Origin of the sequence: Paracoccus panacisoli (assembly GCF_042435015.1) — a bacterium.
Classification (GTDB): Bacteria; Pseudomonadota; Alphaproteobacteria; order Rhodobacterales; family Rhodobacteraceae; genus Paracoccus; species Paracoccus panacisoli.
In genome coordinates this window covers 76,726-99,521 of record NZ_JBHMQU010000015.1, presented here as the reverse complement: position 1 = coordinate 99,521, position 22,796 = coordinate 76,726, and the positions used below count along the sequence as shown (strand labels likewise).

The window sequence follows — 22,796 nt, the reverse complement described above, 5'->3', positions numbered from 1 at the left end:
CGCGCCCGCCAGCGCGGGCGACCTCGCCGCGGCCGAGGCGGCGCTCGAGGCGGTGGACGCCTGGGACATCCGCATCGAGGGCGAGTGGCTGCGCTTCTCCGCCCGGCTGCCCGGCCGGCAGGGGGCGCGCGGCTTCCGCAAGCGCCTGCCCCGGGCCGAGGGCGGCAGCACCGGCGGGATCATCGCCGACGCGCCCGGCCCGCTCATGGGCATCCTCGGCCTCGGCGGGGCGCGGGCGGCGCTGGCCTCGGCCGAGCGGCCCGGCTTTCCCTTCCACGTCCTCGGGGCCGACGACGACATCGGCGCGGTCGGCCAGTCCGGCGTCGATGCCGCCGCCGAAACCGACGGGCTCGACCAGCTGCGCGAGGTGACGCACGAGGCGCTGGTCGCCGACGCCTGCCTCGGCTGGCAGATCGAGACGCACGGCCCCCTGCCGCTCTTCGTCGCCCGGGCCGAGACCGACCGCGCCGCCAGCGCCGCGGAACTCGCCCAGGGGCCCGCCTTCGACAACCTGATGATCGCCGCCGCCAACCTGCGCCGCGCCGCCACCGCGCTGGGCAAGGAGCCGCGGATCTTCTGCGTCGCGCTCGACTTCGCGCTCGAGGAGCTGTCGGGCAGCGCCACCGCCTACCGCGACGCGATGATCGCCCTGATGGCGCGGATCGAGGCGGGGCTGGCCGCGCAGGGCTATGACCGGCCGCTCTTCGTCACCCGCCTTGACGCCGGCGCCCCCGGCCGCGCCACCGAGGCGCAGGTCGCGGGCCAGTGGGAACTCGCCTGGAACCACGGCGACCACCGGCTGATCACCTCGGCCCCGGGCTACATGTTCGAGACCGACGCCTACGACCGCCCGACCCCAGCCGCCCGCCGGCGCATGGCCGAGATGACCGCCGCCGCCGTCACCGCCGCCACCCCCCGCCCGCGTGAGCCGGACCCGCTGACGGACGGCTGGCGCTGCCCGATCTTCCACCTCGCCGAGATCGAGGCCGACGCGGAGGGCGGCGACGGCGGGCCGGTGATCCGCATGATCGCGCAGGCGCTGGCGCCGCTGGTGCTCGATGCGGCCGAGGCGCCGGGGGGCGGGCATCCGGTCGGCTTCACCCTGCGCGGTGCCACGAACGGGGCGCGGATCACCGGCGTCTCGATCGACCCCGCCGACCCGCAGACCGTACGCCTGCACCTCGACCGCGCGCCCGAGGGCGAGGCGGTCAGCGTCGCCTATGGCTGGGGCGCGCCCGATGCGGACGCGGGCCAGGCGGTGCGCGACGGCTGGGAACTCGCCGCCGCGGATGGCGGCACGCTGCACCGCTGGGCGCTGCCCTGCGTGCTGCCGGTCCACCCCGGCCGGGGGGCGCGCCATGACTGATCCCGCCCCGATCCAGATCGACCGCGACCTGCCCGAGGCGATCCTCGCCGACGCCCCCGCCGCCGCCGTGGCGGCGCTGGTCCGGGCCTCCGGCGGCGTCTGGCTTCGCGGCCGCCCCGAGGACTTCCCGCGCGCCCCCGACGGCGCCCCCGAGGGCTGGTCGGCGGGCGACGACCGGCGCGCGGTTCCGACCGACCCCGCGCAGGGGCAGGTGATCGTCGCCGAGGCCGAGGGGCAGGCGGGCCTCGTCTGCCGCACCGGGCTGCACGGCGGGATGGTCCTGACCGACCTCGCCCCCGGCCGCGCCATCACGCTCGCGGTGGTGTGGCACCCGCACCGGACCGAGCCCGCGCGCACGCTCCTCTGCCTCAACCCCAGCGCGGCGGGCGGGGCCTATCTCTTCCTCTCGCACGGCGAGGACGGCTTCACCCTCAAGGACACCGCCGAGCAGGCGGTGCTGACCGTCCCCGACGCCCGCCGCGACGGCGCCACCGCGCGGATGCTGGTCGTCAGCGCCGGGCCCTCGGGCCTCTCGCTCTGGCAGGACGGCGGCAGCGTGATGCGCGCGCCGGCCGAGATGGACCCGCTGCCCGCCCGCGCCGATCTCTTCATCGGCTGCCGCAGCCAGCGCCGCGGGCTGGCCAAGACCCTCGGCGCCAGCCTCATCCGCGAGGTCATCGTCCTGCCCGGCCAGCAGGCCCTGTCGGACGAGACCGGCCCGGCGCTCGCCGCGCTCGCCGCGCATTTCCGCTGGGGCCTCTGATGGCGTTCCGGCCCGAGCGGCTCGCCGAGGGGAACCTCTGCGTCATCTGGGTCGACGACATGATCGACGTCTGGACGTGGCGCGAGGCCTTCGGGCTGCGCATCGAGACGCCGAACCTCGACGCGATGATGACCCGCGCGGTGCGCTTTTCGAACGCCTACGCGACCGTGCCGCTCTGCGCCCCCTGCCGGGCCGAGATCGCCACCGGGATCTCGCCGTTCCGCAGCGGGCTGGTGGACCTCAACCGCTTCTGGCGCGACGTGATGCGCCCCGAAAAGGCCTGGGCGCACGACCTGCGCCGGGCGGGCTGGCACAATTTCACCACCGGCAAGGTGGACGCCAACTACAAGCCGATGCCCGAACCCTACCGGCGGATGCTGTTTCACGAGGACCTGCCTGCGGCCGACGACTCGAACCGGCTGCGGGTCAAGGAATACCTCGACCGCGGCCCCGGCATCCGCGGCGTCAACCACCCCGACGACGACGGGGCGCAGGACGACCGCTTCTACGACTGGACGGTGGCCGAGAACGCCATCCGCTTCCTCGACCGCGCCGACCCGTCGCGGCGCAACCTGATCCAGCTCGGCTTCAAGCACCCGCATTACAATCTGGAATCGCCCGACCGCTTCTACGCCCAGTATGACCCGGCGGCGATCGTCTGGCCGTCCTCGGCCGCGCCCGAGGACTACTTCGGCCCCCAGCCCGGGTTTGCCGTCTATGAGGCCGCCTATATCGCCAACGGCCGCTGGACGCCGGAGAAATCCGGCGACGAGGCCTGGCGGCAGGTGGTGCGCGCCTATTTCGCCGCCACCAGCCACGCCGACCACGAGATCGGCCGCTTCATGCGCGCGCTCGAGGCCTCGCCGCTCGGCCGCGACACAACGGTGGTGTTCCTCTCGGACAACGGCTTCAACCTCGGCACCCACGACAGCTTCCACAAGATGAGCCAGTGGGACAGCGCGGCCCACGTCCCGCTGGCGATCTGGCACGCGGAGTTGGAGGGGCGCACGGTCGACCTGCCGGTCTCGCTGCACAACCTGCCCAAGACGCTGATGCAGCTCGCGGGGCTGCCTCCGCGCCCCGACTGGACCTCGGGGCAGAGCCTGCTGCCGCTGATCGACCCGGTGTTCGGGACGTATGACCGGACGAAATCCCCCGTCACCAGCGTCTTCGGCACACTGTCGGTGCGCCCCTCGACCGAGGGGCTGACGCATCTGCGCTATTTCCGCTACCCGAACGGAGAGGAGCACGTTTACGACCTCGCCGCCGACCCCGGCGAGACGACCAACATCGCCGCCACCGCGCCGGTCGACACGCTGCGCGCCGAGCTGGTGGCGGGCGCGCTCGACCTCGGGCTGGACCTGCGCGGGTTCGAGAACCCGGCCCGCGGGGTCAACGCGATGATGGCCGTGGACGGCAGCGTGGTGATGGCCGGCGGGCGCGGCGACACCGACTACTGGGCCTACGGCCCGGCCGCCGAGCGCATCCGCGAGACCCGTGAGGGCGGGATGGACACGCTGTGGTTCATGGCCGGGCCGGACGACTACGTCCTGCACTGCCCGCCCTATGTCGAGCGCATCCGCATCGCCACGGTGCTGACCCGCAAGGAAACCGACCTGACCGAGGGCAAGGTGCTGCGCATCGTCGCCCACCCCGAAAGCCCGATCCACTTCGAGACCTCGGAGCGGGTCGAAGTGGACGTGACCGGCTCGGACGGCGACGACATCATGCTGGGGCCGAAATACGGCGGCGCGACCTTCCATGGCGGGGCGGGCAACGACCTGCTCAAGGCGATCGCCACGCTGCCCTCGAGCCACCACCGCTTCTACGGCGGGGCGGGGTCGGACACCCTGATGGGCGGGCCGGGGGCGGACACGCTCGACGGCGGGACCGGCGACGACGTGATCCACGGGCGGCGCGGGCGCAACACGATCTTCGGCGGCCACGGCAACGACCTGATCACCGACGGCGACGGCAGCTCGCGCATCGACACCGGTCCGGGCCGCAACCGCGTGGTGCTGGGCTCGGGCGACGACGAGGTGTTCGTCGGCACCGGCGTCAACCTCATCTCGCCGGGCCCCGGCAACGTCCGCTTCACCATTGGCTACGGCGGTGTGACGGTGATCGAGACCTGGCGCCCGGGCCAGATCTACGACCTGACCGCCTGGCCCGCGCCCCCCGCGCTGACCGACTGCGGCGCGGGCGTGGTGCGGCTGAACCTCGGGCTGTCGTGGGTCGAGCTGCGCGAGGTCGGCGACCCGGCCGCGGTGGCGGGGCAGGTGGTCAGGCCCGAGGGGAAGGCCGGGGGGCGCGAGGCGTAGTGCCCGCTCGATCCCGCGGTGAACCTCGTCGGGCCTAAGGCCTTCGCCGCCGAAGTCACGGTCAACGCCGGCTGTCCCCGGGCCAGCGCCTCGCCCGTGCACATCAGCACCAGCACCACCATGCTGCGCCTCAGCGTCTGTACGGGACGGATCGCACCCTGCCGCGCCTCGCCGCGGACCGGGAGGGGGCCTTCAAGGCCTATTGCGACGACCGGGTGCAGATCGAGCTGAGCTTCGACGCCGCCGGCAACCGCCTGACCGCGGCCAGCAAGTTCAGCGTCGGCAACCTGCGGGTGTTCGACAGCACCGACTATACGGTGCTCCTGGACGAACGCTTCAAGGGCATGTTCCAGCCCCCGCCGCCCGCCCGGCCCCGCCACCGCCGTCCCCGCGCCCGCACGCCGCCGCGCTTCTTCTTGACAAAAATATCCCCGCCGGAGGCACGACGACGCCAGCCGCCCACGCGGCGGCCAACCGCCTCAGCGCCGGCGCCAGACGAGCGATCCGCCCTCGGCCTGCGCCACCTCCTCCTCGAACCCCACGGCGGCGAGCGCCGGGCCATACTCCACCCGCATCCGATCGCGGTCGGCGGCGCTCTCGAACGGCAGGACGATCCGCCGCACCGTCTCGAGCGGCGCCGCCGCCAGCATCGCCGGCGTCACCCCGGCGGCGGGCGAGACCCGCAGCGCGTCGGGCCGGAAGTCGCGCAGATAGGCCGCGAGCCCGCCCGCCGCCGCCCCCGTCTCGCCCGGCAGCTGCAACGGCCCCGAGACCATCCGCAGCCGCGCCGTGTCGTCCAGCCCGTTGCGGCGCTGGATCGCCTGCGCCGACGCCGCCACACCCGCGCGCGTCTCGTGGCTCATCGCCACCAGCGCCGGGTCGGCCTTCAGCGCCTTGAGCACCGGCAGCCCCACCCCCGCGCCGAGGTCCAGCAGCCGCGCCGCCCCGCCGATCTGTGCCACGATGTTGCGCGCCGCGCGGCGGTCGAACTTGCCCGCGAGGATCGCCATCACCGCCTCGCCCGAGAACACCTGCGGGTCGGCGGGCAACAGGATCTCCTGGTTCGCCACCCACTCAACCGAGCCCTCGGGCGAGGGCGCCGCGGTCCCGGCCAGATAGGCGTCCGCGGCGGGGGCGGGCGCGGCCGCCCTGTCGCCGGCCTCGGCCCGGCGCGCGGCCACCTCGTCGGCGGTGCGCCGCTCGACCCGGCTCATCATCGCGGCGATCTTGGCCGGGTCGCGGGCCTGCGGGGGCTTGGCCTCCACATCCGTGATCGGCACCCGCCCGGCCTCGATCAGCGAGGCCCTGAGCCCCTGATAGGCCGCCGTCTCGCGCAGCTCGCCCAGTCGCGCCTCGACGCGGGCCAGCGCCGCCTCGTGCAGCCGCGAAAGCTCGGAGTCGGTCAGCAGCGCCGCCATGATCCGCGCCCGCTCGGGGGCATGGCGCAGGATGCGGCGATCCTCGACCTCGTTGCGGTCCTGCAGCGACCAGTAGTCGGCGTTGTACTTGTCCTTCTTGTTGTTCACATTGCCGCGCAACCGCCGGATCGCATAGGCGTCGATCGACTTGACCGCATAATGGTTCATCTGTGCCCAGTCATAGCCCAGCGTCCGCCGGATCGACCGCCAGCCGCGGAACTTGAAGTAATCCTCCATCGGCTGGCCCGAGCCGTTGAGCCAGCGCACCGTGTCCGGGAACCCGTCCTCGAGGTGCTTGTTGCGGATCGAGGGCCGGTGGATGCCAAGCTTCCAGTACTCGGGGTCGAAGCGGAACAGCGTCTTGACCCCCCAGCCCTTGTTCCAGAGCGGCGGCGCGGCGCGCGTGTACTGCTCGGTCACAGGCGCCCGCGACCAGTCCGTGACCCCGTTCGAGCCGAAGATGCGCCAGGTCACGACGATCCCGTTGGCGCCGTTGGCCACGGCGTCGTCGAGCATCCCCGAGACGGTCCCCGAGGGGTGGTTCACCGACAGGAATTCGTCGGCGTCGAACACCATCACCCAGTCCGCCGCCGCCACCAGCGGCTCATCCTGCGCATAGTTCAGCGCCGAGGGCTGCGGCTTGACCCCCTCGGGGATGGCGTTCTCGCGGTGATGGGCCAGCCCCAGCGCCTCGAGCCGCTGCAGCATCTCGACGGTCCCGTCGGTGCAGTCGTTGGTGTAGACGAGAAGATCGGTGAACCCGACGGCCAGGTGATGGGCCACCCACTCGAGCAGATAGGGCGCCTCGTCCTTCATCATCGACACGGCGAGGATGGTGCCGTGGGGGGAGGTGGGTTTGACGGTCAGCACACCGGCTCCGATGCCTCGGCCATCTTCAAATCCAGTCCAGATTGACGTGGCTCGGGCTATGGCGCGCCGCGATCTCGGCCCGCATCCGGGCAAAGTCCTCGCGCCGGTCGCGGAACTTGCGCTCGTGGGTCTCGACCACGGTGCAGCGGATCGAGGCGAAGAGCCCGGCCGCGTCGATTGCCGGGATCAGGTCCAGCTCGGCGCCCTCGATGTCCATCTTGAGAAAGGCGATCTCGCCGCGCGCCGCGATCTCTTGGCGCAGGAAGTCGTTGAAATCGATCTGCGGCACCGGGATCGTCTGGCCCTCGGCCTCGTCGATCATCCGCCCGCCGCTGACCACCGTGCTCTTGACCGAGCCCTGCGCCTCGTTCGCGGCGAAGTTGCTGGCGCGCATCAGCCTGACCTCGCCCGCCGATGTACCCACGGCCGCGTTGACCAGCCTGAACCGCGGCTCTTTGGCAAAGCGGCGCTCGAGCTGGGCTACCGCCCAAGGCTCGGGATCGAACGCGATCACCTCGGCCCCCCGCTCGAGCAGCCGGGCCGAGATGTCGCCCGCGTTGGCCCCGCAGTCGATGGCAAGGTCGCCCGGCTTCAGCATCCCCGCCACCGCGGTCAAAAACCCCGAGGCCCAGGCCGCCCGCTCGTTGCGCTTCTGCCGCCGGCGCAGCTTGTCGAGCTTGTCCTGCAGCGCCGTCACGGCGTCCCGTTCGGTGCCCGCGTCCGCCATCCCGCTCACGCCTCCAGCGCGCCGGCCGGGTCGATCCCCACCTGCTCGCACATCCGCGCCGCGTAGCTGTTCGCCAGCGGCGGGTTCTTGCGCCAATAGGGCTTGGTCCCGTTGGTGTAGAGATGCACCGACACCGTCTGGTCGGTGAAATGCCCCTCGACCCGGCCGTAGGGGTCGAAGAACACGTCATTCAGCTGGAACGGCACCGGGTAGAGCACGTCCGGCGTCATCGCCCGCGCGATGTCCCCGGTCTGCTGCGCGAACCAGGTGAACGCCTGCGGCCCGAACGCCGTCCGCTCGGTCTTGTAGATCGCCGCGGCGTGGGTGAGCCCGCCCTTTTCGGTCAGCTTGTCCATCTGCCGGCGCTGCTTGCGGCTCCACCAGGCGGGATAGTCGGGCAGGTTGTCGTAATAGTCGATCAGCCGGTCCATCAGCTCGCACTGCTGCGGCAGGCCGACCACGCCGCAGTTCAGCGCCCCGCGCATCCCGTGGCCCGCGAACAAATAGTCCCACTCGTCGGGGAAGGGCTTGTGGCAGAAGGCGTCGCAGTCGATCCACAGCGCCCCGGTCTGCGCGATCATCTTGTAGCGGAAGACGTTCGACAGGAACGAGGCCGAGGTCGCCTCGACCAGGTCCATGTCCAGCGCCATGATCTCGGATGCCGGGCGGATCACCACCCCCTCGGGGGCATTGTCCACCGCGTCGGTGCAGTAGAGCGTGACCGGATGCCCGTGATCGAGATGCGACTTGAGGCAGAGCTGGTTGAGGTAGTGCAGCTTCTCTCCGATCCACAGCGAGGCGACGGGGCGGCGGGTCTGGGTCATCTGGTCCTCGGGGTGGCGGCGGACGGGGGACGGGTGCGGCAGGTCGTCGGCGGCGGGCGCCGCGCGACGGTCGGGCGTCTTTTAGCCGTCCGGCGCGGGCCTTTCCAGAGGCGGTGGGCTGTCCGGGGGACAGCGGCACCGGACCTGCGCCGTGCCTCACCCCTCGTCGGCGCGCCCCTTCGCGTCCGGCTGGGCGTGGCGGCGGAGCTCGCACAGCGCGAGCTGCTGGTCCATCGGCAGCACCGGGGTGTCGGGGACCTGCACGAGATGCGAGTAGAGCAGGAAGCTCTCGTGCTCGCGCAACAGCGCCGCGATCCGGGCGCGGCGGTGGGCGATGCCCGCGTCGTGCAGCCGCGCCACCTCGGGGTCGGCCCGCAGCGCCGCGATCCCCGCCTCGATGCCGGGCAGGTGGCGCTGGATCGAGAGGTCCTCGACGGCGTTGAAGTTGCGCTCGACCCAATAGGCGAGGTCGATGGCCATGTCGCTGCGGTTCGGCCGGCCGCGGCGGGTCTTGACGAGGAAGCTCTCGGCCGACCCCAGCGCATAATGGTTGACCTGCGCGAGCGCGTATTTCGGCTCGGTCGAGATGGTGAACGACCCGAACCGCCGCCGCACCCGCGCGCCGTTGCCGTCCACCCAGGCCGCGCCGATCGCCGCCCCCGCCTTGCCCTGCGGCAGGTGCACGCCCAGCCGCCGCACGTCGGGGGTGACGCGGAACAGCGTCTTCACCTGGCTCGCCCTCAGCGGCCAGATCATCCGGTCAGGCGCGGCCCGGCGGAACTGGGAGGTCACCGGCGCCGGGTCGAAGCGCAGGATGCCGCCCGAGCCGAACATCCGCCAGGTGACCACGAACCCCTCGGCCTCGGGCACGGCCGCGAAGAGGTCGTCCAGCCGCCCGTCGCCCGCGTGGATCACCAGGAACTCGTCCACGTCCGCGACCATCGCCCAGTCGGCGGCGCGGAACAGCGGGTGGTCCTTGGCCCGCGTCAGCGCCTGCCACTGGATCGCCTTCTTCCCCTGCCGCGGGTTCGGGACATGTGTGACGATCCCCAGCGCCGCCAGCCGGTCCAGCATCGCGTCGGTCCCGTCGGTGCAGTCGTTCGAGTAGATCAGGAAAGCGGTGAAACCGATCAGCCGGTGATAGGCGATCCATTCGAGCACGAAGGGCGCCTCGTCGCGCATGGTCGAGATCATCAGCCGCATGAGCGTCCCTCGGTCACGGCCCCCGGCCGGCGCCGCAGACTAGCGCGGGGCGGGGCGCGCGGCCAGTCTCGGCCGGCCAGTCCCCCACGGCCCGGCGCAGGCCGGATCGTTCGCATGAACTGTGCATGAACGCTGCATGAACCTTGCACGAACATCGGACGGATCGTGCATCGCCCTGTGCCGACCGTGCCGAATCCCTGCTTTCACGCGGGCGGCGCCGCCGCTATACCGCCTGCGGACCGGACGAAAGGACTCGCGGATGGCGAACGTGGTGGTGGTCGGCGCCCAGTGGGGCGACGAGGGCAAGGGCAAGATCGTCGATTGGCTGAGCGAGCGCGCCGACGTGATCGCCCGGTTCCAGGGCGGCCACAACGCCGGGCATACGCTCGTCATCGGCAACCAGGTGTTCAAGCTGTCGCTGCTGCCCTCGGGGATCGTGCGGCAGGGCAAGCTTGCCGTGATCGGCAACGGCGTCGTGCTCGACCCCTGGGCGCTGTTCTCGGAGATCGACAAGCTCTCCGGCCAAGGCGTTCAGATTTCGACGGAAAACCTCGTCATCGCCGAGAACACGCCGCTGATCCTGCCGCTGCACCAGGACCTCGACCGCCTGCGCGAGGAGGCCGCGGGCGCGGCCAAGATCGGCACCACCGGCCGCGGCATCGGCCCGGCCTATGAGGACAAGGTCGGCCGCCGCACCATCCGCGTGGCCGATCTGGGCGACGAAGAGACGCTCGACAGCCGCCTCGACCGGCTGCTCGCGCACCACGATGCGCTGCGCGCGGGGCTGGGGGCCACGCCCATCGACCGCGCCGAGCTCAAGGCGAAACTGCTCGAGATCGCGCCGAAGCTGCTGCCCTATGCGCAGCCGGTGTGGCGGATCATGGCGGACGCCCGCAAATCGGGCAAACGCATCCTGTTCGAGGGCGCGCAGGGCTCGCTGCTCGACATCGACTTCGGCACCTACCCTTACGTCACCTCGTCGACCACAATGTCCGGCATGGCGGCCTCGGGCACCGGCATGGGGCCCGGCGCGATCGGCTATGTGCTGGGAATCGTGAAGGCTTACACGACCCGTGTCGGCTCGGGCCCGTTCCCGACAGAGCTTGAGGACGAGATTGGCCAGCGCCTGGGCGAGCGTGGGCGCGAGTTCGGCACCGTCACCGGCCGCAAGCGCCGCTGCGGCTGGTTCGACGCGGCGCTCGTGCGCCAGACCTGCGCCATCTCGGGCGTGAACGGCATCGCGCTGACCAAGCTCGACGTGCTCGACGGGTTCGAGACGCTGAAGATCTGCACCGGCTACACGGTGGACGGGCGGCACTACGACTACCTGCCCACCGCCGCCGCGCTGCAGGCCCGCGCCGAGCCGGTCTATGAGGAGATCGAAGGCTGGTCGCAGTCGACCGAGGGCGCGCGCAGCTGGGCCGACCTGCCGGCGGCGGCGATCAAGTACGTCCGCCGCATCGAAGAGCTGATCCAGTGCCCCGTTGCGCTGCTCTCGACCAGCCCCGAGCGCGACGACACCATCCTCGTCACCGACCCCTTCGCGGACTGAGCCGATGCGGGTCCTGATCCTCGACGGCCACCCGGACGAGAACCGCCTGACAGGCGCGCTGCTCGACGCCTATGAGGCCGCGCTGCCCCCCGGCACCTCGGTCGCGCGGCTCGCCGTCCGCGATCTCGACTTCGATCCCAACCTGCGCGAGGGCTACGAGACCGTGCAGGAGTGGGAGCCGGACCTGCATCTCGTCTGGCAGGCGATCCTCGGCGCCGATCACGTGGTGCTGGGCTTCCCGCTGTGGTGGGGGGCCGAGCCGTCGAGGACCAAGGGGCTGTGGGACCGGCTGCTGGTGCCGACCAAGGCCTTTCAGGTCGAAGAGGGGGCGCTGCTGCAGGACCCGCTGCTGCGCGGGCGCTCGGCCGATCTGGTGGTGACGATGGACACGCCGCCCGCCGTCTATCGCTGGCTGATGCGCGACCCGGTCGGGCAGCGGATCGGCTGGCAGGTGTTCGGCTACTGCGGCATCGACCCGGTGCGGCGTTATTACTTCGGCATGGTCCGCGACGGCGGGGCCGAGCGGAACTTCGACCGCTGGGCGGCGCGGCTGGGCCATGCGGCGCGGACGGCGCACCGGCTGCGGCGCCGGGACGTGGCGCGCGAACAGGCGCTCGAGGCCGAGGCGGAGCAGTCGCCATGAACCTCGCGCAACGCAAACGCTGGTCGCTGGTGCTGCTGCTGGTCTGGCTGCCGCTCTACCTCGCCTTCGCGTGGTGGCTGCTGGCGTGGGTCTCGGACCAGTTCGGCGGGCGGCCGCCGGCGTGGCTGGAGCTACCGCTCTACCTCGTGCTGGCCTTCGCCTGGGCGATCCCGTTCCGGCGGGTGTTCTCGGGCATCGGCCGGGGCGACGAATGAGCCACGCGCCCGCCCTCTCGGTGGCCGAGGGGGTGACGCTGATCGGCGGTGGCGAGGTCGGGCGGCAGGCGCTCGCCGCGGCCTTGGCGCTGGCCCCGGTCGTGGCGGCCGCTGACAGCGGGGCCGATGCGGCGCTGGCGCACGGGCTGGTGCCGCGGGCGGTGATCGGCGATCTCGACAGCCTCTCGGACGACGCCCGCGCCCGGCTTGCCCCGGTGCTGCACCACGTCCCCGAGCAGGACACCACCGACTTCGAGAAGGCCTTGGCGCGCATCGCCGCGCCCTTCGTCCTCGCTGTGGGCTTCGCCGGGCCGCGGCTCGATCACGCGTTGGCGGCGCTGAACATCCTCGCCCGCCGCGTCGGCCCGCCGACGATCCTGCTGACCGAGGCGGACGCCGTGCTCGCCTGCCCTGCGCGCGTGACGGCCGACCTGCCGACGGGCACACGGCTCTCGCTCTTCCCGATGGGCCCGGCGCGGGCCGAGGCCCAAGGGCTGCGCTGGCCGGTCGAGGGGATCGGCTTCGCCCCCGGCGGCCGCATCGGCACCTCGAACGAGGTCAGCGGCCCGCTGCGGCTCGCGGTCGAGGGCCAGATGCTGCTGATCCTCCCGCTTGCGGAACTGGAAACGGCGCGGACCATCGCCCGCGCCGCCTGAGTTCTCTCTTGCGCAAATATCCCGGGGTCCGGGGCAGCGCCCCGGTCCGGCCTCACCGCCCGCGAATCCGCGGGTCCATCGCGTCGCGCAGGCCGTCGCCGATGTAGTTCACAGTCAGCACGGTCAGCGAGATCAGCAGCCCCGGCAGCACCACCCGCATCGGATAGGTCTGCATCTGCGGGATCGCGTCGAACAGCAGCCGCCCCCAGGTCGGGAAGTCCGGCGGGAAGCCGAGCCCGAGGAAGGACAGCGCCGATTCGGTGATGATGGCGCTGGCGATCCCCAGCGTGGCCGCGACCATGATCGGCGACAGCACGTTGGGCAGGATGTGCCGCATCACCATCCGGCGGTTCGGCGTGCCGATCGAGCGGGCGGCGAGGATGAACTCGCGCTCTTTCAGGCCCAGCACGTCGCCGCGCACGATCCGCGCCGCCTGCATCCACGAGGTCGCGCCGATGGCGACGACGATCAGCAGGAACGTCCCGGTCCCGGTGCCGAGGTTCTTCGACAGCGGCTCGCGGAACAGCGTCACCATCAGCAGCAGCAATGGCAGCAGCGGCAGCGCGAGAAACAGCTCGATCAGCCGCGACAGCGGCGCGTCCAGCCGGCGGTAGTAGCCGGCGAGGATGCCGATCAGACTGCCGAGCGTGACCGCGATGACCATCGCCGTCATGCCGACCGCGATCGAGGTCTGGCCGCCCGCCATCAGCCGCGACAGCGTGTCGCGCCCGAGCTGGTCGGTGCCCAGCGGGTGCGCCCAGCTCGGCCCGGTGTTGCGGTTGCGGATGTCCACGAAAGTCGGGTCGATGGTCCAGATCCAGGGGCCCACCAGCACGAACAGCAGGATCGCCACGAACAGCACCAGCGCGATCATCGCGCCGGTGTGGCTGCGGAACTGCGCCCAGACGTCGCGCCACTGGCTGCGCGTCGCCGGAGTCGCGGGCGTCGCGCTGACCGGATCGTCGGGCGGCAGGGTCGAGGCCGCCGGCGCCGCCGCGTTGGACGCGGTCTCGCGCAGCAGTTCGGCGCGGTCGCGGGCGGGCTCGGCCGCGCGGGCGGCGGCGGTGGAGGGGGTGGGCTCAGTCATAGCGGATCCGCGGGTCGAGGATGCCATAGAGCAGATCGGCGATCAGCGTGAACACCACGATCAGGATGGCAAAGATGAAGGTGAGCGTCAGCACCATCGGGATGTCGTTGGCGTGGATGGCCGAGATCAGCAACTGCCCCAGACCGTTCACGCGGAACACCTGCTCGGTGATGATGGCGCCGCCGAAGACCGCCGGCAGCCCCAGCGCGATCACGGTCACGACCGGGATCAGGCTGTTGCGCAGCACGTGCTTGAGGACCACGGTCTTCTCCGACAGCCCCTTGGCGCGGGCCGTGCGGACATAGTCCTGGCGCAGGTTGTCGAGCATCGAGGCGCGCATGAAGCGGCTGATCTGCGCGGCGTTGTAGAGCGCCAGCACCGTCACCGGCATGATCATCTGCCGCACCTGCTGCCAGAAGCTCGCCCAGTCCGTCACCCGCAGCGTGGTGTCATAGACCGAGGGGAACCACTGCAGGTTCACCGCGAAGATGATGATGAGCACCACCCCGGTGAAGAAGGTCGGCATCGAGAACCCGACCATCGAGACGAACGTCCCGAGCTGGTCGAACCACGAATACTGCTTGTAGGCCGAGATGATTCCGATCGGGATCGCGATCAGCACGCCCACGAGATAGCTGAAGCCGACGACGATCAGCGTCTGCGGGATGCGCTGGGCGATCACGTCAAACACCGGCACGCGCGACTGGAAGCTGATGATGCGCTGCTGCCCCTCGACGATCGAGGTGCCGAACGCCTGGTCGATCCAGTGCATCGGCTCGATCCAGAAGAACTGCTTCAGCCACAGTACGTAGCGGATGTACCACGCCTGGCCGAGGCCGAGCGCCTCGCGCATCCGCTCTTTCACCTCGGGCGGGACGGTCAGGGGAACGTCGCCCAAGGGGTCGCCGGGCGACAGCTCGAGCAGAAGGAAGATCACCAGCGAAATGAACAGGAGAGTCGGGATCGCGAGCAGCAATCGCCGCAAAGCATAGGTCAGCATGAGCCTGCCCCGGAACGAAAGGGGCCGCCCCGCCTCGGGGGCAGGGCGGCCGGGTTGATGGGGATGGGCTTACTTCACCCGGGTCCAGTCCTGGACGTTCCACATCTCGGTGTCCCAGACGTTCATGATCACGCCGCCGAGCGTGTTCGACTTGGCCGAGAACCGGCCGCGGTCGATCAGCGGCAGGGTCACGTTCGATTCGACCGTGATCATGTTGTTCAGGTCCTTGGCCAGCTGGGCGCGCTTGGCCGGGTCGATCTCGACCACCATCTGCTTGACCTTCTCGTCATAGGCCGGGTCGCAGTAGCGGTTGTAGTTCTCGCCCTGCCACTGGTTCGCCGGCGACGGCGCCTTCTCGCAGGTCCACTGCGCGAGGTAGGGCTGCGGGTCGGTGCCGTCGAAGTTGTTGGCGTACATCTGCACGTCGGCATAGAACTTCTGCAGCGTGTCGGGCGAGCCCGCGTCGGCGCCGAAGAACACCGAACCGTCGACCTGCTTCAGCTCGGTCTCGATCCCAATTTCCGACCACCACTGCTTGATGATCGACTGGAATTCCTGCCGGACCGGGTTCACCGAGGTCTGGAACAGGATCTTCATCTTCTTGCCGTCCTTCTCGCGGATGCCGTCGGCACCCGGGACCCAGCCGGCCTCGTCGAGCAGCTTCTTGGCGCCCTCGATGTCCTGCTTGAAGCAGCTGTCGTTCTTGGCGGCGTACATCTCGGGCGCGGGCACGAGGTCGCAGCTCGGGCGGCCGGCGTCGCCGTAGCCGATGTCCACCAGCGCCTGCCGGTCAAGCGCCATCGACAGCGCCTTGCGGACCTTGGGGTCGCTCAGGAACGGGTGCGGGTGCTTGGTGGTCGAGCGCTCGTCGGCCGGCAGGTCCGAGGACGGGTCGGTCTGGTTCAGCTCGATCCGCTCGACCAGGGTGCCGAAGTCCACGATGAACTCGCCCTTGCCGCCGGCCTTCATCTGCTCTTGCACTTCGGGGTTCACCTGGGTGTTCCAGGCATAGTCGAACTCGCCCGTCTCCATCACCGCGCGGGTGGCCGACTCGGCGTCGCCGCCGCCCTTGACCATCGCGGTCGCGAACGCGGGCTTGGCGGGGTCGCGGTAGTTGGGGTTCGCTTCCAGCATCACCACGTCGTTCACCTTGAAGTCGGTGACGCGGAACGGGCCGGTGCCGATCGGCTTGGTGTTCTGCTCGGTGCAGGTCGAGGCAGCGGTGCCGAGGCAGTTCTGGAACTGCGCCTTCTGCAGGATCGGCGAGGTGGCGCCGACGAAGGCGCTGAACGGGTTGGGCTGCGGGCCCTCGAAGGTGACCTTGACGGTCAGCGGGTCCACGACCTCGACGGTCTTGACGCCCTCATAGCGCGACAGCTGCGCGCAGCCCCCCTCGGGGTGCATGCAGTAGTCGGCGGTGAACTTGACGTCCTCGGCGGTGAAGTCGGTGCCGTCCGACCACTTGAGGTCCGGTTTGATCTTCCAGGTGATCGAGGTCATGTCCTCGGAGATGCCGCCATTCTCGCGCGAGGGGATCTCGGCGGCGAGGCGCGGGAAGATGTTGCCCTTCTCGTCGAAGCCGGCCAGCGGCTCGAGCACCATCGAGCCGACCTCGATGTCCTTGGTGCCGCCCGACATGTAGCCGTTCATGGTCGAGACGGCCTGCGAGTAGAGGATGTTCACCTGGCCGTCCGCGCCGCGCTCGGCGTGGGCGGCGGTGGCCAGCGCCATCGTCGCTGCGGCGCCCATCATCAGGGTGGTCAGTTTCATGCAAAGTCTCCCGTGTTGGTTTGGGCCGCGGGGCCTCTTTTTTGACGGCGCGCCGGTCCGACGGCCGGCGCGTCTCGCTGCCTTTCGGCGGGCGCGCCCGCGGAATGGACGCAGTTTCATCGCCGCTCAGGCCGAATTGCAAGGGCAAAGATCGCGGCCCCGTGAGGACGACGCGGGGTCGCCATCGGCACGGCATCGGGCCGGCGCGGGCGGGGCAGGGCGGGCGGGGGCGGGGCCGGCGCGCGCCGTCCCGCACCGCCCCGCCGCCCCGCACGCCCCCACGTCCGGGCGGGGGCCCTGCGCGCCAAGGCTTGCAAACGCCGACCGCCGGCGGCAACTTTCGCCAATTCGACGGCCCGCCAGAGGCCGCGCCTCAGGGAGACTGCCATGCTCGACACTCCGCGCAACCGCCACGGCGCCGGACCTGCGGCGCAGGACGCGCCGCTCGTCTCGATCGACGGGCTGAGGGTCAGCTTCCAGACCCGCGAGGGCCGCGTGACCGGGGTCGAGGAGATCGGCTTCGACATCCGCCCCGGCGAATGCGTCTGCGTGGTGGGGGAATCGGGGTCGGGCAAGTCGGTCACTTCGCTCTCGCTGATGCGGCTGGTGGAATACGGCGGCGGCCGGATCGACGGCGGGGTGATGCTGTTCGACGCGGGCGGGGCGAAGCCCGTCGATCTGGCGCGCCAGTCCGACGCCGCCATGCGCCGCATCCGCGGCGACAAGATCGGGATGATCTTCCAGGAGCCGATGACCTCGCTCAACCCGGTCTTCACCGTGGGCGACCAGCTAAGCGAATCGCTGATCGTGCATCGGGGGATGACCAAGGCACAGGCCAAGGCCCGCGCGCTCGCGCTGCTGCGCGAGGTGCGCATCCCCGAGCCCGAGCGGCGGCTGAACCAGTATCCGCACGAACTCTCGGGCGGGATGCGCCAGCGCGTCGTGATCGCCATGGCGATGGCCTGCGAGCCGCGGCTGCTGATCTGCGACGAGCCGACGACCGCGCTCGACGTGACGATCCAGGCCGAGATCCTGGCCCTCATCAACCGGCTGAAGCGCGAAAAGCAGATGGCGGTGCTGTTCATCACCCACGACATGGCGGTGGTGGCGCAGATGGCCGACCGCGTGGTGGTGATGTTCCGCGGCAACAAGGTCGAGGAGGGGCCGGTCGAGCAGATCTTCGAGGCCCCGCAGGAGGATTACACCAAGGCGCTACTCGCCGCCGTCCCGCGGCTGGGCGAGATGGCGGGCACCGACGCGCCGATCCCGCTGCGGCTGATGCGGGCCGGGCAGGTGGTCGAGCCGCGCCCGATCGTGGTCGAGAACCCGCAGCCGCTCTTGGAGGTGCGCGACCTCTGCACCCGCTTCGCCGTCAAGGGCGGGCTTCTGCGCCGCACCGTGGCGCAGGTCCACGCGGTCGAGGACGTCTCCTTCACGCTCAACGCCGGCGAGACGCTGTCGCTGGTCGGCGAATCGGGCTGCGGCAAGTCCACCGCCGGACGCTCGATCCTGCGGCTGGTCGAGCCGACCTCGGGGTCGGTTCATCTCGGCGGTACCGATGTTCTGGCGCTCAGCCCCTCGCAGCTGCGGCGGGCGCGGCAGGACATGCAGATGATCTTCCAGGATCCGTTCGCCTCGCTCGACCCGCAGATGAAGCTCTACGACCAGATCGAGGAGCCGATGCTGAACTTCGGCATCAGCTCGCGGTCGGAACGGCAGGACCGGATCGCGGGGCTCTTTGACCGGGTGGAGCTGCCGCGCAGCTTCATGCGCCGCTATCCGCACGAGATGTCGGGCGGCCAGCGCCAGCGCATCGCCATCGCCCGGGCCCTCGCGCTGAACCCCAAGCTGATCATCGCCGACGAGGCGGTGTCGGCGCTCGACGTCTCGGTGCAGGCGCAGGTGCTGAACCTGCTGATGGAACTGCAGCAGGACATGGGCATCTCGATGCTGTTCATCAGCCACGACATGGCCGTGGTCGAGCGCGTCAGCCACCATGTCGCGGTGATGTATCTGGGCCGGATCGTCGAGATCGGCACCCGGCGGCAGGTCTTCGAGAACCCGCAGCACAGCTACACCCGCCAGCTCATGTCGGCGGTCCCGGTGGCCGATCCGCGGCAGAAGAAGATCAGCGAGGACCTGAACTTCAAGCCGATCCCGTCACCGATCCACCCGGTCGGCCACGTCCCGCCGCGCTCGGTCTACCGCGAGGTCGCGCCGGGGCACCGGGTGCTGGTCCAGCCGGTGACCCACGGCTAGGGCGGGCGGGGGACCAGCCGCGGCAGCGACAGCAGGCCCAGCCCGCACAGCAGAAGCGCGCCTCCTATATTGGCCAGCGCCGCCGCCGCCAGCCACCCCCGCCCGCCGGTGGCCCGCCTGCCCGGCGAGCGCCGCCGCCAGCGCGGTCAGGGGAACGGCACGCCTCATGGTCAGCTCCCGCTGTGCCTCGCGCAGCGCCGTGCACCGCTGGTGCGACGCCGGCATGACCCTTGCGCCCGCCGATCCGCCGCGCCACCCTGTGCGCCGAAAAGGAGTCACGCCATGCCCGTCAAGAACCGCTTCGCCGAGATGCTGCCCGAGATCACCGCCTGGCGGCGCGAGTTCCACGAGAACCCCGAGCTGCTCTACGAGGTGCACCGCACCGCCGGCCGGGTGGCCGAGCTGCTGCGCGAGTTCGGCGTGGATGAGGTGGTCGAGGGGATCGGCCGCACCGGCGTCGTCGGCGTGATCCGCGGCAAGAGCGACACCAGCGGCCGGGTCATCGGACTGCGCGCCGACATGGACGCGTTGCCCATTGTCGAGCAGACCGGCGCCGCCTACGCCTCGAAGACCCCGGGCGTCATGCACGCCTGCGGCCATGACGGCCACACCGCGATGCTGCTGGGCGCGGCGAAATACCTGGCCGAGACGCGCAACTTCGACGGCACCGCGGTCGTGATCTTCCAGCCCGCCGAAGAGGGCGGCGGCGGCGGGCTGGCGATGATCGAGGACGGGCTGGCCGAGCGCTGGGGCATCCAGGAGTTCTACGGGATGCACAACATGCCAGGCATCCCGGTCGGCACCTTCGCCATCCGCGAGGGCGGCATCATGGCCGCCGCCGACCAGTTCGAGATCACCGTGACCGGCAAGGGCGGCCACGCCGCCAAGCCCCACGAGGGGATCGACCCGGTGCTGGTCAGCGCCCACATCATCACCGCGCTGCAGTCCATCGTCTCGCGCAATGTCGATCCGCTGAAGAACGGCGTGGTGTCGGCCACGGTCGTGCAGACCGACTCGACCGCCTACAACGTGATCCCGCAGGTGGTGCGGCTGAAGGGCACGGCCCGCAGCCTTGACCCCCATGTCCGCGACCAGCTGCAGGAGGGGATCACCCGCGTGGCGACGAGCGTGGCGACGGCGTTCGGCGCGGTGGCCGAGGTCGCCTATAACCGCGGCTATCCGGTGACGGTGAACCACCCCGACGAGACCGGCCATGCCATCGAGGTGGCGCGGATGATCTCGGCCGACGTGGACACCGACGTCGCCCCGATGATGGGCGGCGAGGATTTCAGCTACATGCTCGAGGCGCGGCCGGGGGCGTATATCTTCGTCGGCAATGGCGACACGGCGATGGTCCACCACCCGGCCTATGACTTCGACGACGATGCGATCCCGTTCGGGGCGAGCTGGTTCGCGGGCATGGTCGAGGCGCGGATGCCGGCGGCCTGAGGCGGCCTCGTGCGGGGTCTCGCCTGACGGTGGCCGACCGCCTGCCCGCCGCGCTCGCCGCGGAACTCGAGGCGCTGGGCCTCGGCGCGGGCTTCGTCCCGCCCGAGGCGGTGGCCGCCGCCGCCCGCGCGGGCCTCGCCCTGCGCGCCCGGCACGGTCGCGGCGGCACCGAAGTCGGGCTGGCGCGGGCGGAGGCGTTGGCGGCCCGCCGTCCGCACTCCGCGCGCGAGATGCGGGTGATCGCCGGCTGGTTCGCCCGCTTTGCCTATCTGCGCGGCGGGCGCGGCTGGGACGATGCGGCGAGCCCCTCGACCGGCCGCATCGCGTGGGAATTGTGGGGCGGCGACGCCGGCCGCGACTGGGTCGAGCGGCTGCGCCCCGAGTGGGGCTGACCGCCGCCCCCGCCGTGCGCGTCAGGCGCTGAAGACCTCGACCGTCGGCAGGTCGGTCAGGCCGATCCCCAGCGTGGTCAGCGCGGGCAGCGAGACCTGGCTGCCGGCCGAGGCCGGACCGCCGAGCGGGATCAGGTCCACGTTCACCGACTTGCCGTTGGCCGGGTTGACGATCCGCCCCTTGCCGGCGGCCTTGACCAGCGGTGTGCGCATCCAGAACCCGCCCTGCGTCGCATCGCCGAGCGAGGCGACCGTAGTCCCCAGCCGCCCGCCTTTGGCGGCGGGCGCGGTGGCCGCGGCCTTTTCGGCGGCCGAGGCGTCCAGCTGGGCCACGCTGCGCGAGCCGGCCGGGCGCTGCAGCGTGCCCACCGTCAGCGTGTCGGGAATGGTGCCGGTGCGCGCCTCGGCGGCGGCCGCGGCGGCGGCATCGACCGCGGTGGCGCCGACCGTCGCGCCGGGGGTGCGCGGCGCGGGCGTGGGCGTCGGGTCGGTCATGGTCGTCTGGCAGGCCGCGAGGGCCAGCGCGGGAAGGATCAGGGCAAGGCGGGCGATGGTCATGGTCGGACGTCCCTCGGTGTCGGGGCCGCGCCCGTCGCGCGACCCTCGCTATTGCGACAGCGTGGCCGCGGGGCGCGCGCCTGTCCACGCACCAGCGCGTGTGCTGGGCGTTTTTCCGCCGTTCTTGTGTGGCTGGCGCCACGGCCCTATGTTGGCGGCATGGCCGAAACCACCCCGCTGATCGACCCCTTCGCCCGGCCCATCACCTATCTGCGGGTGTCGGTCACCGACCGCTGCGATTTCCGCTGCACCTACTGCATGGCCGAGCACATGCAGTTCCTGCCCAAGGCCGAGCTGCTGACGCTGGAAGAGCTCGAGCGGCTGTGCGGCGCCTTCGTCGATCTGGGCGTCCGCAAGCTGCGGATCACCGGCGGCGAGCCGCTGGTGCGGCGCAACATCCTGTCGTTCTTCGAGGCGATGGCCGGGCGGCTGGGGCAGGGACTCGACGAACTCACCCTGACCACCAACGGCAGCCAGCTCGCCCGCTTCGCCGCGCCGCTGGCGGCGCTGGGGGTGCGGCGGGTGAACGTCTCGCTCGACACGCTCGACCCCGACCGCTTCGCCGCGATCACCCGCTGGGGGCGGCTGCCGCAGGTCCTCGACGGCATCCGCGCCGCACAGGACGCCGGGCTGCGGGTCAAGATTAACACGGTGGCGCTCAAGGGCTTCAACGAGGACGAGCTGTTCACGCTGGTGGACTGGTGCGCCGCCGAGGGCCATGACCTGACCTTCATTGAGGTCATGCCGATGGGCGAGATGGGCGATGAGCTGCGGCTTGACCAGTACTGGGCGCTGTCGGACCTGCGCGCCCGGCTGGCCGAGCGGCTGACGCTGACGCCCCTGGCCGAGCGCACCGGCGGCCCGGCCCGCTATGTCCGGGTCGAGGAGACCGGGGCGAAGATCGGCTTCATCACCCCGCTTACGCATAACTTCTGCGAAAGCTGCAACCGGGTGCGGGTGACCTGCACGGGCGAGCTGTTCATGTGCCTCGGGCAAGAGGACCGCGCCGACCTGCGCGCGCCCCTGCGCGCAAGCCTGGACGAGGCGCCGCTCAAGGCCGCGATCCGCGCTGCCATCGCCCGCAAGCCCAAGGGGCACGACTTCGATTACTCCCGCGGGGTGGCCGGCACCATGAGCCGCCACATGAGCCACACCGGCGGCTGACGCCCTCACCGGATCTCGACCGAGACCACGTCCTTGACATACCGCGCCCCGCGCCCGTCGCCGGGCGAGACCGCGCGGACGCCGTCCTGCGTGGGTTGGCCGTCGACCGTGACCGACAGCAGCACCGGGCGATTGCCGAAGTCCGGCATCAGCTCACCCATCGAGAACGCGACCGCATGGCCGTCACGCCCCGTGACGATCACCGACTGCCGCAAGGCGGGCTTGGGGTCGGCGGGCGCGAGACCCAGTTGACCGAGCACGGCCCAGAGGCGCGGGCCGCTGTAATGCTCGGCGCGCGGCCCCTTGGAGGTCTCGTAGCGCACGTCCACCTCTTCGACCGGCAGGCCGGCGAGGATGTCCGCGGTGATGGCGGCGCTGGTCGCCTGCGCACCGGCCGCGAGTGCCGGGTGCGGGGTCTCGGCAAGGCCGGGTGACGCGGGCAGGGCGAGGAGCGCAAGGGCAAAGGCGACAGACAGACGGGACATCGGCGCGACTCGAATCGGTTATGTTCGACCAAACATAACCAGCGCGCCGGTCGTGGCGCAAGCGCGTCGGATGC

At 71.2% G+C, this 22,796-nt stretch carries 20 protein-coding genes; 11 read left to right on the top strand and 9 right to left on the bottom strand.

What is annotated here, in order from left to right:
- The 3 genes from ACFHYO_RS03985 to ACFHYO_RS03975 all read left to right on the top strand — a co-directional run.
- Positions 1-1,366: hypothetical protein (locus tag ACFHYO_RS03985; RefSeq protein ID WP_394318531.1), on the top strand; the 1,366-nt coding region annotated here is incomplete at its 5' end.
- Positions 1,359-2,129 (top strand): hypothetical protein, encoded by a 771-nt coding sequence (locus ACFHYO_RS03980; RefSeq protein WP_394318529.1) that lies wholly within the window; start codon positions 1,359-1,361, stop codon positions 2,127-2,129. The genes ACFHYO_RS03985 and ACFHYO_RS03980, both read left to right, overlap by 8 nt.
- Complete coding sequence (locus ACFHYO_RS03975; protein ID WP_394318527.1) at positions 2,129-4,450, top strand: sulfatase-like hydrolase/transferase; 2,322 nt, start codon at positions 2,129-2,131, stop codon at positions 4,448-4,450. Before ACFHYO_RS03980 ends, ACFHYO_RS03975 begins: the two co-directional genes overlap by 1 nt.
- A gap of 479 nt (positions 4,451-4,929) precedes the next feature.
- Here the strand turns inward: ACFHYO_RS03975 and ACFHYO_RS03970 are convergent, their stop codons facing one another.
- The 4 genes from ACFHYO_RS03970 to ACFHYO_RS03955 form a co-directional block, all read right to left on the bottom strand.
- Positions 4,930-6,738, bottom strand: a complete 1,809-nt coding sequence (locus tag ACFHYO_RS03970; protein WP_394318525.1) for a glycosyltransferase family 2 protein — start codon at positions 6,736-6,738, stop codon at positions 4,930-4,932.
- Positions 6,739-6,763: 25 nt separating this feature from the next.
- Positions 6,764-7,465, bottom strand: coding sequence for an FkbM family methyltransferase (locus ACFHYO_RS03965; protein ID WP_394318523.1), 702 nt, complete (start codon positions 7,463-7,465; stop codon positions 6,764-6,766).
- Positions 7,466-7,470: 5 nt separating this feature from the next.
- A complete protein-coding gene (locus ACFHYO_RS03960; protein ID WP_036734445.1) occupies positions 7,471-8,289 on the bottom strand; it encodes a hypothetical protein in 819 nt (272 codons plus the stop codon).
- 156 nt (positions 8,290-8,445) lie between these two features.
- A complete protein-coding gene (locus ACFHYO_RS03955; protein WP_394318521.1) occupies positions 8,446-9,492 on the bottom strand; it encodes a glycosyltransferase family 2 protein in 1,047 nt (348 codons plus the stop codon).
- A gap of 259 nt (positions 9,493-9,751) precedes the next feature.
- On the opposite strand from ACFHYO_RS03955, the gene ACFHYO_RS03950 reads away from it, so the two are divergent.
- From ACFHYO_RS03950 to ACFHYO_RS03935, 4 genes are read left to right on the top strand one after another with little or no spacing between them, the layout of a single operon-like run.
- Entirely contained in the window at positions 9,752-11,044 is a 1,293-nt protein-coding gene (locus ACFHYO_RS03950) for an adenylosuccinate synthase (RefSeq protein ID WP_036734443.1), read from the top strand.
- Between the two features lie 4 nt (positions 11,045-11,048).
- Entirely contained in the window at positions 11,049-11,687 is a 639-nt protein-coding gene (locus ACFHYO_RS03945; protein ID WP_394318519.1) for an NAD(P)H-dependent oxidoreductase, read from the top strand.
- Positions 11,684-11,902, top strand: coding sequence for a DUF2842 domain-containing protein (locus ACFHYO_RS03940; RefSeq protein ID WP_036712147.1), 219 nt, complete (start codon positions 11,684-11,686; stop codon positions 11,900-11,902). The genes ACFHYO_RS03945 and ACFHYO_RS03940 overlap by 4 nt, the downstream gene beginning before the upstream one ends.
- Positions 11,899-12,558, top strand: coding sequence for a thiamine diphosphokinase (locus tag ACFHYO_RS03935; RefSeq protein ID WP_394318517.1), 660 nt, complete (start codon positions 11,899-11,901; stop codon positions 12,556-12,558). Before ACFHYO_RS03940 ends, ACFHYO_RS03935 begins: the two co-directional genes overlap by 4 nt.
- 52 nt (positions 12,559-12,610) lie before the next feature.
- Here the strand turns inward: ACFHYO_RS03935 and ACFHYO_RS03930 are convergent, their stop codons facing one another.
- From ACFHYO_RS03930 to ACFHYO_RS03920, 3 genes are all read right to left on the bottom strand, one after another.
- Complete coding sequence (locus ACFHYO_RS03930; protein WP_081969340.1) at positions 12,611-13,645, bottom strand: ABC transporter permease; 1,035 nt, start codon at positions 13,643-13,645, stop codon at positions 12,611-12,613.
- The gene (locus tag ACFHYO_RS03925) at positions 13,638-14,645 is read right to left on the bottom strand and encodes an ABC transporter permease (RefSeq protein ID WP_036699563.1); all 1,008 of its coding nucleotides are present in this window, start codon (positions 14,643-14,645) and stop codon (positions 13,638-13,640) included. The genes ACFHYO_RS03930 and ACFHYO_RS03925 overlap by 8 nt, the downstream gene beginning before the upstream one ends.
- 69 nt (positions 14,646-14,714) lie before the next feature.
- The gene (locus tag ACFHYO_RS03920; protein WP_036699566.1) at positions 14,715-16,415 is read right to left on the bottom strand and encodes a peptide ABC transporter substrate-binding protein; all 1,701 of its coding nucleotides are present in this window, start codon (positions 16,413-16,415) and stop codon (positions 14,715-14,717) included.
- Between the two features lie 387 nt (positions 16,416-16,802).
- On the opposite strand from ACFHYO_RS03920, the gene ACFHYO_RS03915 reads away from it, so the two are divergent.
- The 3 genes from ACFHYO_RS03915 to ACFHYO_RS03905 all read left to right on the top strand — a co-directional run bounded on the left by ACFHYO_RS03915 (position 16,803) and on the right by ACFHYO_RS03905 (position 20,515).
- Positions 16,803-18,674 carry an ABC transporter ATP-binding protein gene (locus tag ACFHYO_RS03915; RefSeq protein WP_394318514.1) on the top strand — a complete coding sequence of 624 codons (1,872 nt, stop codon included), beginning with the start codon at positions 16,803-16,805 and terminating at the stop codon, positions 18,672-18,674.
- A gap of 282 nt (positions 18,675-18,956) precedes the next feature.
- Positions 18,957-20,123 (top strand): M20 aminoacylase family protein, encoded by a 1,167-nt coding sequence (locus ACFHYO_RS03910; protein WP_394318512.1) that lies wholly within the window; start codon positions 18,957-18,959, stop codon positions 20,121-20,123.
- A gap of 29 nt (positions 20,124-20,152) precedes the next feature.
- Complete coding sequence (locus ACFHYO_RS03905) at positions 20,153-20,515, top strand: hypothetical protein (protein WP_394318510.1); 363 nt, start codon at positions 20,153-20,155, stop codon at positions 20,513-20,515.
- 21 nt (positions 20,516-20,536) lie between these two features.
- Here ACFHYO_RS03905 and ACFHYO_RS03900 read toward each other — a convergent pair whose 3' ends face one another.
- On the bottom strand, positions 20,537-21,073 hold the full coding sequence (locus ACFHYO_RS03900) for a hypothetical protein (RefSeq protein ID WP_394318508.1): 537 nt from the start codon (positions 21,071-21,073) through the stop codon (positions 20,537-20,539).
- A 159-nt stretch (positions 21,074-21,232) separates the two neighbouring features.
- Here ACFHYO_RS03900 and moaA point away from each other — a divergent pair, with 159 nt between their 5' ends.
- Entirely contained in the window at positions 21,233-22,237 is a 1,005-nt protein-coding gene (gene moaA / locus ACFHYO_RS03895; RefSeq protein WP_394318506.1) for a GTP 3',8-cyclase MoaA, read from the top strand.
- Positions 22,238-22,242: 5 nt separating this feature from the next.
- Here moaA and ACFHYO_RS03890 read toward each other — a convergent pair whose 3' ends face one another.
- Entirely contained in the window at positions 22,243-22,722 is a 480-nt protein-coding gene (locus ACFHYO_RS03890) for a hypothetical protein (RefSeq protein ID WP_394318504.1), read from the bottom strand.
- Positions 22,723-22,796 lie beyond the last annotated feature (74 nt).

What these genes read in the sequence shown, in the direction of transcription:
- ACFHYO_RS03980 (WP_394318529.1), top strand. Translation starts at nt 1,359, where the DNA reads ATGACTGATCCCGCCCCGATCCAGATCGACCGCGACCTGCCCGAGGCG.
- ACFHYO_RS03975 (WP_394318527.1), top strand. Translation starts at nt 2,129, where the DNA reads ATGGCGTTCCGGCCCGAGCGGCTCGCCGAGGGGAACCTCTGCGTCATC.
- ACFHYO_RS03965 (WP_394318523.1), bottom strand. Translation starts at nt 7,465, where the DNA reads ATGGCGGACGCGGGCACCGAACGGGACGCCGTGACGGCGCTGCAGGAC.
- ACFHYO_RS03960 (WP_036734445.1), bottom strand. Translation starts at nt 8,289, where the DNA reads ATGACCCAGACCCGCCGCCCCGTCGCCTCGCTGTGGATCGGAGAGAAG.
- ACFHYO_RS03955 (WP_394318521.1), bottom strand. Translation starts at nt 9,492, where the DNA reads ATGCGGCTGATGATCTCGACCATGCGCGACGAGGCGCCCTTCGTGCTC.
- ACFHYO_RS03950 (WP_036734443.1), top strand. Translation starts at nt 9,752, where the DNA reads ATGGCGAACGTGGTGGTGGTCGGCGCCCAGTGGGGCGACGAGGGCAAG.
- ACFHYO_RS03945 (WP_394318519.1), top strand. Translation starts at nt 11,049, where the DNA reads ATGCGGGTCCTGATCCTCGACGGCCACCCGGACGAGAACCGCCTGACA.
- ACFHYO_RS03940 (WP_036712147.1), top strand. Translation starts at nt 11,684, where the DNA reads ATGAACCTCGCGCAACGCAAACGCTGGTCGCTGGTGCTGCTGCTGGTC.
- ACFHYO_RS03935 (WP_394318517.1), top strand. Translation starts at nt 11,899, where the DNA reads ATGAGCCACGCGCCCGCCCTCTCGGTGGCCGAGGGGGTGACGCTGATC.
- ACFHYO_RS03930 (WP_081969340.1), bottom strand. Translation starts at nt 13,645, where the DNA reads ATGACTGAGCCCACCCCCTCCACCGCCGCCGCCCGCGCGGCCGAGCCC.
- ACFHYO_RS03925 (WP_036699563.1), bottom strand. Translation starts at nt 14,645, where the DNA reads ATGCTGACCTATGCTTTGCGGCGATTGCTGCTCGCGATCCCGACTCTC.
- ACFHYO_RS03920 (WP_036699566.1), bottom strand. Translation starts at nt 16,415, where the DNA reads ATGAAACTGACCACCCTGATGATGGGCGCCGCAGCGACGATGGCGCTG.
- ACFHYO_RS03915 (WP_394318514.1), top strand. Translation starts at nt 16,803, where the DNA reads ATGCTCGACACTCCGCGCAACCGCCACGGCGCCGGACCTGCGGCGCAG.
- ACFHYO_RS03910 (WP_394318512.1), top strand. Translation starts at nt 18,957, where the DNA reads ATGCCCGTCAAGAACCGCTTCGCCGAGATGCTGCCCGAGATCACCGCC.
- ACFHYO_RS03900 (WP_394318508.1), bottom strand. Translation starts at nt 21,073, where the DNA reads ATGACCATCGCCCGCCTTGCCCTGATCCTTCCCGCGCTGGCCCTCGCG.
- moaA (WP_394318506.1), top strand. Translation starts at nt 21,233, where the DNA reads ATGGCCGAAACCACCCCGCTGATCGACCCCTTCGCCCGGCCCATCACC.
- ACFHYO_RS03890 (WP_394318504.1), bottom strand. Translation starts at nt 22,722, where the DNA reads ATGTCCCGTCTGTCTGTCGCCTTTGCCCTTGCGCTCCTCGCCCTGCCC.